Raw genomic sequence first — 14,298 nt, forward strand, 5'->3', positions numbered from 1 at the left:
CGATGAAAGAAAAGAACCTTCTCGCGGAACTCGCAGCCTATCTCTTCTCCCATTCGGACAAGGATACGGGCCGGACGCCGTCGGAACGGGAACTGGCGGAGCATTTCGGCGTCAGTCGCGGCCAGATCCGCGAAGCGCTCGCCATCCTCGAAGCCATGCGCATCGTCGAGCGACGGGCCAAGTCCGGCATATACATCGACACCAAGCAGGCCAGCGTCGAGGCGCTGGCGCTGTTTGCCCGCGCCGGCCTGCCGCTCGATCCCTTGCAGATTTACGAGACGGTCGAATTGCGCAAAATCCACGAAATCAAGGCGGCCGAGCTTGCCTGCTCGCGCGCCACCGAGGAGAATTTCGAACGGCTGCGCGAGATCCTTAAGGCTTCCGAGGCACGCATCGCCGCCGGCGAAGGCCTGGCCAAGGAGGACCGCGAGTTCCACCTCGAGATCGTGCGCGCCACCAAGAACAGCGTCTTCCACAACATCTGCAGCGTCTACTATCTGATGGGCGAACAGCGTCTGCCGATCTACTTCAACGATCCCGAACGCAGCGTGCGTTCGCATGCCGAGCACGTGCAGATCTACGAGGCGCTGCTGCGCCGCGACGGCAATCTCGCCCAGGCGCTGATGAGCGCCCATCTGCAAGGCGCGGAGAGCTACTGGAAGGGCCTGATCGAGGGCGGCAAGGCGGTTGCGCCCACAAGCCCGGCACTCGAAAAGGCCTGACCGTGGACCAGCCAAAGATCCTGTCGACCCACCCGTTGCACCCGCGCGCCTCGGCCAAGTTGGCAGGCGCCGGCCAGCTTGTCATTGCCTCGGCGCTCGATGCCGTCACCCTGACCAGGGAAGCCAAGGACGCCGACATCGTCATCGTGCGCGCGCACCTGCCGCCACAGCTTTTCGAGGGCGCCTGGAAGCTGAGGGCGGCTATCCGCCATGGCGCCGGGCTCGACATGATCCCGATGAAGGCGGCGACCGCAGCCGGCGTGCTGGTGGCCAACGTACCGGCGGTCAATGCGCGCTCGGTCGCCGAACACGTCATGTTCACCGCACTTGCGCTGCTGCGGCAATTCCGCAAGGTCGACCGCGACCTGCGCGCCAAGGGCTGGCTCGCCGGCCGCGAGCACGCCAATGCCAACAGCGAGCTTGCCGGCAAGACCATCGGCATTGTCGGCCTCGGCGCCGTTGGCCAGGCCGTCGGCCATATCGCCGCGCATGGCTTCGACCTGAAAGTAGTGGCAACGACGCGCAGCATGCAGCCTGCACCGGACAAGGTCGGCTTCCTCTCCATCGACGCGCTGGTCGAACAGAGCGACATCATCGTGCTCTGCTGTCCGCTGACCGAGGAAACACGCGGTCTCATCAGCCGCGAGCGCATCGCCCGCATGAAACCCAATGCGCTCTTGATCAACGTATCGCGCGGCCCGGTCGTCGACGATGACGCGCTGATCGAGGCCTTGCGGGAGCGCCGTATCGGCGGTGCCGCACTCGATGTGTTTTCGACGCAGCCGCTGCCGGCAAATCATCCCTATTTCGGCTTCGACAACGTCATCATCACCCCGCATATGGCGGGGATTACCGAGGAATCGATGATGCGCATGGGCGTCGGCGCGGTGGGGGAAGCCTTGCTGGTGCTGGCGGGCAAGCTGCCGGTCAATCTGCGCAATCCCGAAGTGGTCGATCACTACCGGCAGCGGTTTCCGCTCGACATATAGCGCATCGCGGTTTCGCCCCAATTCTCCGCGACGTTGAGAGCCATGTCCGGTCTTCGCCTCGCATTCCTGCTTGCCGCAGCCTCGTCCATCTGCACCTTGCCGGCACTCGCCGCGACCGAGAGCAGCTATGTCTATTGTGACAACGGGCTGCGCTGCTTCAAGGCACCCTGCCCATCGAACAGCGCGCTTGATCTTGCTTCCGGCACGATCATCAAGGGTGTGACGATAGACACCAGCGGATTGCCGCAACAAGACAAGGCGCGGCCCGACCTTTCCGATCTGCTCTTCTATGGCTCGATCGTCATTCGGGGCAGGATCGAAAGCCGCCCGGATAAAGCGACAGGCGGCATACAAGTGCAGAAAGTAATTGTCGCCAAGGCTATCGAACGGCAAGCGACGATGAAAGAACGCAACCACTGCTCATCGCGGGGATTATACTAAATCATCCACCGCCAAGGAGCGCCTCGATCGCAGCAGCAATCCGCAGCAGGCGCTGGTCATGGCCGTTGCGCGCCACCAGCATCAGTCCGGCCGGTAGGGCCATGCCGGGCATCGGCAGCGAGATCGCGCAGAGGTCGAACTGGTTGGCAACCTGTGTGTTGCGCAGCAGCAGGCCTTCGATACGGTCGCGCAGTTCGGCATCCTCGGCCAGGGAAACGATGGTCGGCGCCGTCACCGGCGTGGTCGGCAGAGCCAGCATATCGACCGACGCCAGCCGCTCATCCATGGCAGCGATGAGCGCGCGGCGGCGGCGCAGGGCCCTGATATAGACCGGCGTCGGCAGCATCGCTGCCCGCGACAAGGGCCCGCTGACATGCGGATCGACCGGCACCGATGCGCCCGTCGCCAGCCAATCGGCATGCACTTCGGCCCCTTCCATCGCAGCGATCGAGCCGCGCTTGGTGGCCGCGCGGAACTCCGCGATCATGTCGTCGATCGCCAGGTCCACAATGTGGGCGCCAGCCTTTTCGATCTTGCCGACACAATGCTCGAAGGCCTCTGCAACCTTGTCCTCCGTGTCGCCGAAAAGAACGCCGCGCGGGATGCCAATGCGAAGTCCCGCGAGCGAAATGGCCGCCAGCTCGGTCGGCACCTCGCCGGCCATCACGGCATCTGCGGCGGCACATTGCGCAACGGTTCGGGCAAGCGGCCCGATCGAGTCCAAGGTGCCAGACAGCGGAAAGGCGCCGGTCAAAGGCACACGCCGCGCCGTCGGCTTGAAGCCAACGACGCCGTTCAACGATGCGGGAATGCGGATCGACCCGCCGGTATCGGAGCCGATCGAGATGTCGCTCGTCCCCTCGCCGACGGAAACGCCGGCACCCGATGAGGAGCCACCGGGAATGCGACTGCTGTCGAGGGCATTGCCTGGCGTGCCGTAATGCATGTTGTCGCCGATCGCGGTGAAGGCGAATTCGGTCATGTTGGTCTTGCCGATGATGACAGCTCCGGCCTGACGCAACCGGCTGACGATAGCCGCGTCGCGCACGGCGGGCGTGGCAGTTCTGAGCATCAGTGAGCCAGCCGTGGTCGCCTCGCCGGCGACATCGAACAGATCCTTGATCGAGACAATGGTGCCGTCGAGCGGTCCGAGCGTCACGCCAGCCTTTTTGCGCGCATCGCTGGCATCGGCCGCGGCTCGCGCTGCCTCGGCATAGAGCTTCGTGAAGACCTTCTCGTCTCCAGCCCGATTGGCAAGACGTGACAGGATGATTTCGAGACGATCGCGGATGGATTGCATGTCGATGTCGGACTCCGCCAGGATGCAACGTCTTTAAGGCAAGCAGCCGATTTGGCCTGCGGAACGGATAACCCGGCCAGCGTGCCTTTGCACCTGCCAGCGATAGGAAGATGCTGATGCTGTACAAAGGCAGCTGCCATTGCGGCAAGGTCGCGTTCGAATTCAAGGCGGACCTGACCGGCGCCATCCGGTGCAATTGTTCGATCTGTTCGCGCAAGGGCGCTTTGCTGAGTGCCATCCCGCACGGGAGCCTGACGGTCCTGGCCTGGGGCGACGACCTGGGCACCTACGCCTTCGGCAATCACGCGATGGCGCACCGCTTCTGCTGCACTTGCGGCATCCACCCTTTCGCCGAGGATGTCCGCGAAGGCGGTGAACGCAACGCCTACGTCAATCTCAACTGCGTCGCCGATCTCGACCCGTCCACCCTGTCGGTCTTCGATTTCGACGGCCGCTCGGCCTGAAGCAATTTTGCCTTACCGGTAACCCGTTGCGTCAGCAGGCTTGCCGGCATCCTGCACTTCCGGCACATAGCGCCAGGCATCGGGCCGCGAACCGTCGAGGTCGGTGAAACCATAGACCTGCGCCAACCCACCGCTGGATAGCGACTGTCCGTTCCAGCGCGCGCGGTTCGGATCCGCCGCCAAGGCGGTAACGGCGCGCCCAACGAAGCGCGGCGTCTCGGAAATGACGAAATGCGGCACAGTGGCGGTTGCATCGCGCCAGTTCTCCTCACGCACCCCAAAGGCCTCCAGCATCATTTCCGAGCGCAGCCAGCCGGGCGTCAACGAGACTGACGTGGCGCCATGTTTCGCAAGGTCCTTGGCGTGCGCCCAGGCCATGCGGTTCACCGCAACCTTGGCCAGGTCGTAGAAGGGCGACAGCCGGTAGGGTCAGCATTGTATTCGGCCGTGCCGTCGGTGACTTCGACCAGCAGTCCGCCCGCCCGCTCGATCATGAGGGGCAGCGCATGATGGGCGGTGATCAAATGCGTGTCGATGGCCAGCCGCAGCATGCGCAAGCCGTTTTCCAGATTGTGCTCCCAGACAGGCTTGTCCCATTCGAACAGTTTTTCGCCGCCCCAGATGTCGTTGACGAGTATGTCGAGCTGACCCTGTTCAGTGCGGATGCGTTCGACCAGACTTCGTACATCGTCGGCAACCAGATGATCGACCTGTACGGCGATGCCCTTGCCTCCGTTCGCGGAGACCAGTTCCGCCGTTTCTTCAATGGTTTCGGATCGGGCATACTCTGATTTTTGGCTGCGTGTCGTGCGCCCGGTGACATAGACGGTGGCGCCGGCAGCTCCTAGCTCAACAGCGATACCGCGCCCGGCGCCACGCGTGGCGCCGGCGACCAATGCGACTTTTCCTTGCAACGTCATTGAACTCTCCCGAAAACGGTACGATCGATAAACTGAGCTGGCTTCCGCCGCTCCCGTCATATATAAATGATCATTCGGTTATATTGAGATGTCAAGATGACAAGACCAAAAACCCAGTCGGACGAGCAGGTGCTGGAGGCAGCGCTTCGGCTAATCCATGGGCATGGTCCGGAGGCGCTCACTTTCGATCGGCTGGCAAAGGCTTGCGGCCTTTCCGGCGCAACTCTGGTGCAGCGTTTTGGAAACAAGGCGCGGTTGAAACAACGCACTCTTCTGCATGCCTGGGATGATCTAGACGACAAGACCAGGACACTGGGCATCACGATCGCTAGGACACCGGCTGGCGCGATCGAGTTGCTGATGGCGCTATCGCAAGGCTATGGCGGCATCGAGTCCTATGCCGAAGGGCTGCTTGTCCTGCGCGAGGATCTGCGCGATCCCCTGCTCCGGGCGCGGGGTGCGGCCTGGAAGGCATCCCTGTCCAAAATCCTTGCGGATTGCTTCGCGGAGATGCCCGCGCCGCCACAGGACATTGGCCTGCTGATGGCATCGCATTGGCAGGGATCGCTGCTGTGGTGGAGTTTCGACCCGACGATCGACTTGGCTGCCTATGTCGAGGACAGTCTCAACCGTTTCGTCGCCGCCATCACAAGGACAGCGGCCCGAAAACCGTGATGGTTCTTGGGCCGCTGCCGGGGATGGCTATTGAGAGGCTATTCGGCCTGCTTGGGGCCGCGCAGGAACACCACGATGGCTGCCAGCAGCGTTGCCGCGCCGCAATAGGCGAAGGCGCTGGCGACGCCGGCATGGTCGACCAGCAGGCCGCCGAAGACGGCGCCGAGCGCAATCGCCACCTGGAACGTCGCCACCATCAGCCCGCCAGCGCTTTCGGCCTGGTCGGGGGCTGCCCGCACCAGCCAGCTCTGCAGCCCAACCGGCACCGCGCCGAAGGCAAAGCCCCAGGCGGCAACGGCGGCAGCGGCGACCGTCGGCGAGGCGCCGAAGATCAGCATCGAGGCGGCCGCCAGGGCGATCAGCAAGGGCGCCAGCGCGACCGCGGTCTTGAGGTTGCGCTCGGCCAGGATGCCGCCGGCTATATTGCCGAAGAAACCGCCAATGCCATAGGCCAGCAGCACGAGTGAGATCGTCTCGATGTGGAGCACCGGCACTTTTTCGAGGAAGGGGCGCACATAGGTGAAGCCGGCAAAGTGCCCGGACGCGACCAGCAGCACGACCAGCAGAGCCACCCGGATCGACGGCCGTTCCAGCACCTCGAGCAAGGTGCGGAAACTCGCGACACCCACAGGCGGCAGCTTCGGAATGGTCGCCACCTGGACCAGCAGCGCCAGCGCCGCGACCACTGTCGCGATCATGAAGGCCGTGCGCCAGCCCCAAATGTCGCCGACATAGGCCCCGACAGGAGCAGCAGTGACGGTGGCCAGCGAAACGCCGGTCAGGATGATCGACATGGCGCGCGGCATCAGCCGCATCGGCACCAGCCGCAGCGCCATGGCCGCCGACATCGCCCAGAAACCGCCGAGGGCTACGCCGAGCACAACCCGGGCCAGCAGAAGCACGGTGAGCGACGCGGCGAAGGTGGCCAGAAGGTTGGACAGGATCAGGAACCCTGTCAGCATCCACATCACGAACCTGCGATCCATGCGCCTGGTGATGATCGCCATGGTCGGCGCGGCGATTGCCGCAACGATGGCGGTCGCTGTCACCGCTTGCCCGGCCACGCCTTCGCTGACGCCGAGATCGCGCGCCATCGGCGTCAGCAGGCTGGCGGGCAGGAATTCGGCGGTGACCAGTCCGAACACGCCAAGCGCCAGTGAGACTACGGCACCCCAGGCCGGTTCGGCTCTCTCGTCGGATTCTGCGGGGTTCGGAAGTGTGGCGTCGATCACGCCTGTAGAGGGGTCGGCCATGGTCAGTCTCCGGTCTGTTCGCAGCGCCACATAGGGAATGACCGACCGGGGCTTCCACCCGTTACATGCCTTGCCGTCACGGCTTGGCAGTATGGCCGGCTTCCAGCCTGTTTGCACCGCAACATTTGGCTGCACTGCAACATAGGGAGTGACGGCCTGGAGTTTCCATGTTAAAAACACCAAGATGAACTACAATTCGTCCAAAGCTGCTTTGCCCGCGTCCGGCGACCCGCTGAGCGACATGCTGCGCGGCTTGCGACTCGACGGTGTCGACTATGGCCGTTGCGTGCTTGGCGAGCCCTGGGCCGTTTCATTTCCCGCGCAGAAAGCGGCGCGATTCCATTTCATCGGGCAGCAAAGCTGCTGGCTGTTCTCGCCATCTAAGGAGTGGATCGAGCTGTCGGTTGGCGACGCGCTGCTGATCCCGCGCGGCGACGAGCATATTCTGGCCAGCGCGCCAGGCGTGCCGCCCGTTCCGATCGGCCGCTACTCAATCGAACCGGTATGCGACAACATCTACGACGTCTCAAACGGCTGCGATGGCTGCAAGACGTTGCTGTTCTGCGGCAGCATGCATTTCAACCTCGACGGCTCGCACCCCCTGCTCGACATGATGCCCAGTCTGATGCAGGCGCATAAGTTGATGACCAACGCGCCGGGCATCCAGCATTTGCTCGATGCCATGGCCGGCGAAGTGACGATGGACCGGGTCGGTTCCGGCGGTATTCTGGCGCGCCTTGCCGACGTGCTCGCCGCCACCATCATCCGCTCCTGGGTGGAAAATGGCTGCGGCGATGCCTCCGGCTGGATTGCCGCCGTCCGCAATCCCGATGTCGGCAAGGTGCTCGCCGCCATTCACCTGCAGCCCGACCGCGACTGGACGGTCGAGGCGCTGGCCAGGATGATGGGCGCTTCGCGCTCCGCCTTCGCCCAGCGCTTTGCCACTGTCGTCGGCGAAACGCCGGCCAAATACGTGCTGCGCGTGCGCATGCACCAGGCGCGGCAATGGCTTACCCGCGACGGTTTGAGGGTGTCGGTGACGGCGGCGAAACTGGGTTACGACTCGGAAGCCTCCTTCAGCCGCGCCTTCAAGCGGGTGATGGGCGTGGCGCCGAGCCATCTGCGCAATACCGGCGACAGCAACACCCACAGCTGAGATTCGGATTCGGTACGTCCCGTCAGTCCCTCTCCGGGCTGGAGAAATTGCCAAATCTTTTGGACGGCATGTCATTGCACGCCGGCAGAACCGCCATAGTCTGGCAGGCGGAGGAACCGCCATGCCCAATCGTTCTGCATTTCTAGTGCTCGCCACTCTGTGCGTCTTTCCCACTCGCGCCTTCGCCCTTGAGGACAGCTATCTTCCGGCCGACAAGATCCCCTATGTTGCCGAGGCGCCAGACCAGCCGCAGCGCCTCGGACCGCTGTGGGGCGATAGGGCTAAGGGCCTGGCAGGAACATTGCTGAAGGTTCCCGGCAACTGGCGGGCTCCGGTCCATGCGCACACCGCCGACTACCGCGCGGTGGTCATAAAGGGGCTGTGGGCACATTGGCAGCCGCAAGGTGGCGAAGCGACCAAGGTCGAACTGCCTCCGGGATCCTACTGGACCCAGAAGGCCAATGAGATGCATGACGACGCCTGTCTGTCCGACACGGAGTGCGTGATCCTGCTGCTCAACGACACGCCCTACGAAACCTACCTGCCGAAATAGGCGAGGTGCGGCTTACGACGCGTGCCGCAAGCTGACACCACTGCCCTTGTCGAACAGCACAACCTTGTCCGGGTTCCAGGCAAAGCGCACCGGCTGTTCGATGGCGACATCGGTTCTGGCCGGCACCGTGGCGCGCAGCGTCGTGTCGCCGACCCGCAGCGTCAGGATCTTCTCCACGCCATGGTTCTCGACATCGTGGACGCGTGCCTCGACCGGCGCGCCGCTCTCGAGATAGACATCCTCGGGACGGATGCCGAAGACGAGCGGGCGACCGTCGGTCGCCGCACTCGTCTTGGCTCCCCCTGAGAAAGGCAATTCGAAATTCAACGGCGCCATCACCGCGCGGCCGTTCACCAATCTGCCGTCGATGAGGTTCATCGGCGGCGAGCCGACGAAGCTTGCCACATAGGTGTCGCGCGGGTTGTTGTAGATCTCGTGCGGCGTGCCGGTCTGGACGATGCGGCCATGATTCAAGACGCCGACCTTGTCACCCATCGACATCGCCTCGATCTGGTCGTGGGTGACGAACAGGAAGGTGGCGCCAAGCTGTATCTGCAGGTTCTTCAACTCCGTGCGCAGCGCCTCGCGCAGCTTGGCGTCGAGCGCCGACAGTGGCTCGTCCATCAGGAACACACGCGGCTTGCGCACGATGGCGCGGCCGATCGAGACGCGCTGCATCTCGCCGCCCGACAGCCGGTCGGTCTTGCGATCGAGCAGATGTTCTATCCGCAGTGTACGCGCGGCGCGGTCGACGCGATCCTTGATCTCGGCGTCGGGCAGACGGCGGATCTTCGGCTTTAGCGGGAATTCAAGGTTCTCCCGCACCGTGTAGCGCGGATAGAGCGAGTATTGCTGCAGCACGAGCGCCACGTCGCGCTCGGCCGCGCCCCAGTCGGCGACATCGACGCCGTCGATGAAGACCTGACCTTCGCTGGGCTTTTCGAGACCAGCGATCAGCCGCAGCGTCGTCGTCTTGCCAGCCCCTGTTTCGCCGAGCAGCACGAAGAACTCGCCATCGGCGATATCGAGATCGAGCCCGGTCAGAGCCGTGTGGTTGCCGAAGGTCTTGGAAATGTTCTTGAGCTGGATATGGGCCATTACAGTCTCACATCAAGCGATTTGCCGCTTGCCTTGTCGAAGAAATGGGCCTGCGTCGGATCGATCCGGGCAAAGACTTTCTCACCCGGCCCGGCGACGAAGCCACTCTTGGTGCGCGCGCGCAGCATCTTCGAGCCGACCTTCAGGTCGACGATGTCGAAGGAGCCAAGCGGTTCGACGATCTGCGTCTCGACCGCCATGAACCCCTCCGCCGCGTCACGGCGAATGAGCACGCCTTCCGGCCGGATGCCGAGCGCCAGTTCGCCACCGGCATGGCCGTTGAGCTTCGACAGCAGCGTGCGCGGAAACTCGAAACCCGAAGCCGCTCCACCCACCGTTACCGAAGCCGACGACGCCGTCTCGGCAACCGCCGCGTCGGCGACATTCATCACCGGGCTGCCGACGAATTGCGCCACGAACAGATTGGCCGGGCGCGAATAGACCTCGTCGGGCGAGCCGACCTGCTGCAGCACGCCCTCATGCATGATGACGATGCGGTCGGCGAGGCTCATCGCCTCGATCTGGTCGTGCGTGACATAGATGGTGGTCGAGCCCTGCTTGATGTGCAGCCGCTTGATCTCGGCGCGCATCTCCTCGCGCAGCTTGGCGTCGAGCGCGCCGATCGGCTCGTCCATCAGCATCGCCTTCGGCCGTCGCACCAGCGCCCGACCGATGGCGACACGCTGCATGTCGCCGCCCGACAACGCCGATGGCTTCTTGGCCAGCAGATCGGTTATCTGCAGCGTCTTGGCGACCGAGCGCACTTCCTGGTCGATCTCCGCCTTGCTCTTGCGCGTGGCGCGCAAGGGAAAGGCGATGTTCTCGTAGACGCTCATATGCGGGTAAAGCGAGAACGACTGGAACACCATGGCGATGTCGCGATCGGCGGCCTTGAGATGCTGGACCGGCTTGCCGTCGATGAGGATGTCGCCCTCGTCGATCGTTTCCAGCCCGGCGACCGCGCGCAAGGTCGTCGTCTTGCCGCAGCCCGACTGGCCGAGCAGGACGATGAACTCGTTGTCCGCGATCTTTAGGTTGAGGTCCTTGATGACCTGGACGGCGCCGAAGAACTTCTGGACGCCGCGAAGCTCGATCTGGGTCAATGCTGTGCTCCCGGATTTCGCGCGGCATGACCGGTGCCGGCCTCCTCTTCAGGCGCGATCTTCGAGGTGATGTTGAAGCCGATTAGCCCGATCAGGATGATGGTCAGGCCGTATGTGTGCAGCAACATGTTCCAGGGCTGGCAGAGCGCTACGATGCCGAGCACCATGAGCACTTGACTACCAGGCTCCAGATATTTCTGATTGATGGCGCGAAAGCTCATTTGCGGATCGCTCCAAAGGACATGCCGCGCAACAGATGGTTGCGGAGCAGGAAGGTGAAGATCGCGACCGGCAGCAGGAACAGGAAGGTTCCGGCGGCAATCACCGTCCAGTCCGGCAGGCCGGAGCCGACCTGGCTCGGGATGAAGGGCGGCGCGGTCTGGGCGCGGCGGTTGGTCATGATCAGCGCGAAGGCATATTCGTTCCACGCCGTGATGAAGCAGAACACAGCGGTGGCCGCGATGCCGGTGGCGGCCTCCGGCAACACGATCTTGAAGAAGGCCTCCATGCGCGTGTAGCCGTCGACCAGGGCTGCTTCCTCATACTCCTTCGGTATCTCGTCCATGAAGCCCTTCATCAGCCACACCGAGAAGGACAGGTTGAAGGCGGTGTAGAGGATGATCAGGCCGATGTGGGAATCGTTGAGTCCGACCGCGCGGTACATCAGGAACATCGGGATCGCCACCACCACCGGCGGCAGCATGCGCGTCGACAGGATGAAGAAGAGCAGATCCGCCTCCCCCTTAACCTTGAAACGCGAGAAGCCATAGGCGGTGAACGTGCCCATGCCGACCGCCAGCACGGTCGAGGTGATGGCGATGATCAGCGAGTTCAGGAAGCGGCTCGGATAGCCCGACCACTGCACCTGGTCCTTGCCGTCGCGCACGATCTTTTCGCCGCCGTCGAAGACGACGCGTTCCCACCATGGGGCCGCCGCGTACTCTTCCGGCGACGGCGGGCTGCGCATTTGCGAGCGCTTGGTGAACAGCTTCACGAAGGGCGAAATCTCGGGCTGGAAGACGACCGTCGGCGGGATGGTCGTGGCCAGATTGCGCGGCTTGAACGCCGTCGAGGCAATCCAGTAGATCGGCGCCAGGAAGATGATGGTCACCACCAAAACGGCGACGATGGCGATGCGGTTGAAGCCGATTTCGGAAGAAGTGCGGACTGCGGCCATCTCAGCGCTCCTTCACCTTGTTGAGATATTTGACGTAGATGTTGGTGATCGCCAGCACCATGATCAGCACGATGTAGGCGAGCGCGCAGGAACGCCCCGTCTGCCATTCCTGGAACGCCATCTTGTAGAGCCGGATCGAGATCAGCTCGGCCGTCGGCTGGCTGGTCAGGATGTAGGCAAGGTCGAAGGTCTTGAACGCTTCCATTGTGCGGAAGATGACCGCGATCATCAGGATCGGCGCCACCAGCGGCAGCGTGATGCGGAAGAAGGTGTAGAACGGCCCGGCACGATCGATCGCGGCGGCTTCGTAGAGGTGCTTCGGCACCGCCGACAGCCCGGCCAGCGACAACAGCATGACAAAGGGCGACCACATCCAGATATCGGTCAGCGCAACCGCGTAGAGCGCCATCTTTGGGTCGGCCAGCCACTCGAAATTGCCGAGCCCGAGCGCATAGTTGATGACGCCCCATGATGGGTCATAGAGCAACTTCCAGAACAGCCCTACAACAGCCATCGACAACATCATCGGCAGCAGCAGGAGCGTGGTGATAAGACCCTTGAGCGGGATATCCCTGTTGAGCAGCATCGCCACGCCGAAGCCGACAAGCAGCTGGCCGGCGACAGAGATGATGACGTATTTCGCGGTAATGGCGAAGTTGGACCAGACATAGGGGTCGTTGAGCAGGTCGCGATAGTTCTGCAGCCCGACGAAATTCGCCGGCGCGTTGGTCGACGCGCGGAAGTCGGTGAAGGAATAGCCAAGCGAATAGATCAGCGGAAAGATGTTGAAGACGATCAGGAACAGGACCGTCGGGATAATGAAGAGGTTGCGGATCGAAATGTCGCTCAGGCCGCGCGCGACCGCCCGCGAGGACCTGTCCAGCGTTGTGATCATCGTGGTCGCCAAGACCCCTGCTCCCGTTTGCAGAAAAAGAAACGGAGGAGGCACCAACGCCCCCTCCGTGATGCATGATTGTTACTGAACGCGGCCGTACTTCTTGAACGTCGCGTTCCAGTCGGTAGCCAGAGCGTCCAGCGTTTCCTTGGCGGTGCCTTCGCCGCCGATCATGTAGGGATAGACGCGCTGGTTGAGCTGCTGCAGCAGTTCGGCGTATTCCGGCACGGCCCAGAAGTCCTTCACCTTGAACATGGTCTCATAGAAGGCCTTGTTGTAGGGCGTGGCACTCTGGAACTCCGGCGACTTGAGCACCGCGGCGCTGCAGGTGTAGCCGCCAAGGGCCGCCCACTTCTTCTGGGTCTCGTCCTTGATGAACCACTCAAGGAACTTCGTCGCCTCTTCCTGCTTCTTCGAGTAAGAGATGATGGAAATGCCCTGACCGCCGAGAGCGGCGAACTGGTCGCCGTTCGGTCCCGGCGGGTTGGCGAAGAAGCCGGTGTTCTTGGCGTTCGGATTGGACGCCGGATTGATCAGTGAGGGGAAGAACGCGAAGAAGTTCATGCTCATCGCGGCCAGGTTTTCAGTGATCGCCTGGTTGTCCTCGACGAAGAACGACTTGGCCCAACCCGGAGGCGTGAACTTGTAGAGTTCCTTGTAGGCGTCGAGTGCGGCCACCGCCTTTTCGGAATTGATGTGGCCATCGACCTTGTAGGTCGCGTAGTCACCCAGATCGCCGCCATAGGAGAACAGCGCGTTCTCGAAACCCATCGCCATCGCATCATAGGAATTGTCGGTATAGATGGCGATGCCGTATTTCTTCTGATCCGGCCGGTAGAAGAATTCCGCGATGTCTCGCAGCGCCTTGAAATCCTTCGGCACGTCGAGGTCGTAGCCATACTTGGCCTTGAAGGCTTCCTTTTCCTTGGGATCCTCGAACCAGTCCTTGCGATAGGACCAGCCGACAGCGTCACCCTCGAGCGGGATGGCCCAGTATTTGCCGCTGTTGCCGGGATACTCCGAGTAATATTTCACCGTCGCCGGCGCCATCACATTGCCGAGGTCGTGCTTCTTAAAGAAGTCGGTGAGGTCGACATAGTGGCCACCGGTCGAGCCGGCGCCGAGCCATTGCGAGTCGCCGACGACCAGATCATAGGCGTCGCCATGGGCGTTGAACTCGGTGAAGGCCTTGGTCTGGAAGTCGGACCACGGCGTGGTTTCCACTGTGATCTTGACGCCGGTTTCCTTCTCGTACTCGTTGCCGAGTTCCTGCAGATAGTTGGCCGGATCCCATTCGGCCCAGAAGATGGTGAGCGACTTTTCCTGCGCGTAGACAGACGTTCCGCAGGCAAGCGTTAAGCCGATACCAGCAAGCACGCTGGTCATTAACTTGCGCATAATGATTTCCTCCCTTGTGCGCATTCTACCTTGTCATGCGAGCCGGCGACGAAGCCGGCCCTGGTAGTTCCTCCCGTGATCGCACCTTTCCGGTTCCGGGCCTCCTCGCCCTGCCGGAAAACGGATCGCAGCCCTCACTTTCGACCCACTTTTC

15 protein-coding genes and 1 pseudogene are annotated in these 14,298 nt (G+C 62.7%); 7 read left to right on the forward strand and 9 right to left on the reverse strand.

Annotated features, from left to right (window positions below; genetic code table 11):
* The first annotated feature begins 2 nt into the window (after positions 1 to 2).
* The 3 genes from A3A9_RS0119590 to A3A9_RS0119600 are packed head-to-tail and all read left to right on the forward strand — an operon-like array spanning position 3 to position 2,152.
* Positions 3 to 722: a FadR/GntR family transcriptional regulator gene (locus tag A3A9_RS0119590; protein ID WP_027060288.1), complete on the forward strand. Its 720-nt coding sequence runs from the start codon at positions 3 to 5 to the stop codon at positions 720 to 722.
* 2 nt (positions 723 to 724) lie between these two features.
* A complete protein-coding gene (locus A3A9_RS0119595; RefSeq protein ID WP_027060289.1) occupies positions 725 to 1,711 on the forward strand; it encodes a hydroxyacid dehydrogenase in 987 nt (328 codons plus the stop codon).
* A 42-nt stretch (positions 1,712 to 1,753) separates the two neighbouring features.
* The gene (locus tag A3A9_RS0119600; RefSeq protein ID WP_027060290.1) at positions 1,754 to 2,152 is read left to right on the forward strand and encodes a hypothetical protein; all 399 of its coding nucleotides are present in this window, start codon (positions 1,754 to 1,756) and stop codon (positions 2,150 to 2,152) included.
* A gap of 1 nt (position 2,153) precedes the next feature.
* Here the strand turns inward: A3A9_RS0119600 and A3A9_RS0119605 are convergent, their stop codons facing one another.
* A complete protein-coding gene (locus A3A9_RS0119605; RefSeq protein WP_027060291.1) occupies positions 2,154 to 3,452 on the reverse strand; it encodes an amidase in 1,299 nt (432 codons plus the stop codon).
* Between the two features lie 116 nt (positions 3,453 to 3,568).
* Here A3A9_RS0119605 and A3A9_RS0119610 point away from each other — a divergent pair, with 116 nt between their 5' ends.
* The gene (locus A3A9_RS0119610) at positions 3,569 to 3,916 is read left to right on the forward strand and encodes a GFA family protein (RefSeq protein WP_027060292.1); all 348 of its coding nucleotides are present in this window, start codon (positions 3,569 to 3,571) and stop codon (positions 3,914 to 3,916) included.
* A gap of 12 nt (positions 3,917 to 3,928) precedes the next feature.
* Here A3A9_RS0119610 and A3A9_RS41245 read toward each other — a convergent pair.
* Positions 3,929 to 4,836 (reverse strand): annotated as a pseudogene (locus tag A3A9_RS41245) (SDR family oxidoreductase).
* Between the two features lie 96 nt (positions 4,837 to 4,932).
* On the opposite strand from A3A9_RS41245, the gene A3A9_RS0119620 reads away from it, so the two are divergent.
* A complete protein-coding gene (locus tag A3A9_RS0119620; RefSeq protein ID WP_027060293.1) occupies positions 4,933 to 5,511 on the forward strand; it encodes a TetR/AcrR family transcriptional regulator in 579 nt (192 codons plus the stop codon).
* Between the two features lie 38 nt (positions 5,512 to 5,549).
* Here A3A9_RS0119620 and A3A9_RS0119625 read toward each other — a convergent pair whose 3' ends face one another.
* Positions 5,550 to 6,764, reverse strand: a complete 1,215-nt coding sequence (locus A3A9_RS0119625) for an MFS transporter (RefSeq protein ID WP_027060294.1) — start codon at positions 6,762 to 6,764, stop codon at positions 5,550 to 5,552.
* A gap of 184 nt (positions 6,765 to 6,948) precedes the next feature.
* On the opposite strand from A3A9_RS0119625, the gene A3A9_RS0119630 reads away from it, so the two are divergent.
* Positions 6,949 to 7,920 (forward strand): AraC family transcriptional regulator, encoded by a 972-nt coding sequence (locus tag A3A9_RS0119630; protein ID WP_027060295.1) that lies wholly within the window; start codon positions 6,949 to 6,951, stop codon positions 7,918 to 7,920.
* Between the two features lie 121 nt (positions 7,921 to 8,041).
* Positions 8,042 to 8,473 (forward strand): DUF4437 domain-containing protein, encoded by a 432-nt coding sequence (locus A3A9_RS0119635; protein ID WP_027060296.1) that lies wholly within the window; start codon positions 8,042 to 8,044, stop codon positions 8,471 to 8,473.
* A 12-nt stretch (positions 8,474 to 8,485) separates the two neighbouring features.
* Here A3A9_RS0119635 and A3A9_RS0119640 read toward each other — a convergent pair whose 3' ends face one another.
* The 6 genes from A3A9_RS0119640 to A3A9_RS0119665 all read right to left on the reverse strand — a co-directional run bounded on the left by A3A9_RS0119640 (position 8,486) and on the right by A3A9_RS0119665 (position 14,144).
* Positions 8,486 to 9,571 (reverse strand): ABC transporter ATP-binding protein, encoded by a 1,086-nt coding sequence (locus tag A3A9_RS0119640; protein ID WP_027031161.1) that lies wholly within the window; start codon positions 9,569 to 9,571, stop codon positions 8,486 to 8,488.
* Complete coding sequence (locus A3A9_RS0119645; protein WP_027060297.1) at positions 9,571 to 10,674, reverse strand: ABC transporter ATP-binding protein; 1,104 nt, start codon at positions 10,672 to 10,674, stop codon at positions 9,571 to 9,573. Before A3A9_RS0119645 ends, A3A9_RS0119640 begins: the two co-directional genes overlap by 1 nt.
* The gene (locus A3A9_RS0119650) at positions 10,671 to 10,895 is read right to left on the reverse strand and encodes a hypothetical protein (RefSeq protein WP_027043349.1); all 225 of its coding nucleotides are present in this window, start codon (positions 10,893 to 10,895) and stop codon (positions 10,671 to 10,673) included. The genes A3A9_RS0119645 and A3A9_RS0119650 overlap by 4 nt, the downstream gene beginning before the upstream one ends.
* Complete coding sequence (locus tag A3A9_RS0119655; protein WP_027060298.1) at positions 10,892 to 11,851, reverse strand: carbohydrate ABC transporter permease; 960 nt, start codon at positions 11,849 to 11,851, stop codon at positions 10,892 to 10,894. The genes A3A9_RS0119650 and A3A9_RS0119655 overlap by 4 nt, the downstream gene beginning before the upstream one ends.
* Position 11,852: 1 nt before the next feature.
* Positions 11,853 to 12,758 (reverse strand): carbohydrate ABC transporter permease, encoded by a 906-nt coding sequence (locus A3A9_RS0119660; protein ID WP_027031165.1) that lies wholly within the window; start codon positions 12,756 to 12,758, stop codon positions 11,853 to 11,855.
* A gap of 69 nt (positions 12,759 to 12,827) precedes the next feature.
* Complete coding sequence (locus tag A3A9_RS0119665; protein ID WP_027060299.1) at positions 12,828 to 14,144, reverse strand: ABC transporter substrate-binding protein; 1,317 nt, start codon at positions 14,142 to 14,144, stop codon at positions 12,828 to 12,830.
* Positions 14,145 to 14,298 lie beyond the last annotated feature (154 nt).

The sequence above is a fragment of the Mesorhizobium loti CJ3sym genome, from assembly GCF_000472785.1.
In the GTDB taxonomy this organism is placed as follows: Bacteria; Pseudomonadota; Alphaproteobacteria; order Rhizobiales; family Rhizobiaceae; genus Mesorhizobium; species Mesorhizobium loti_E.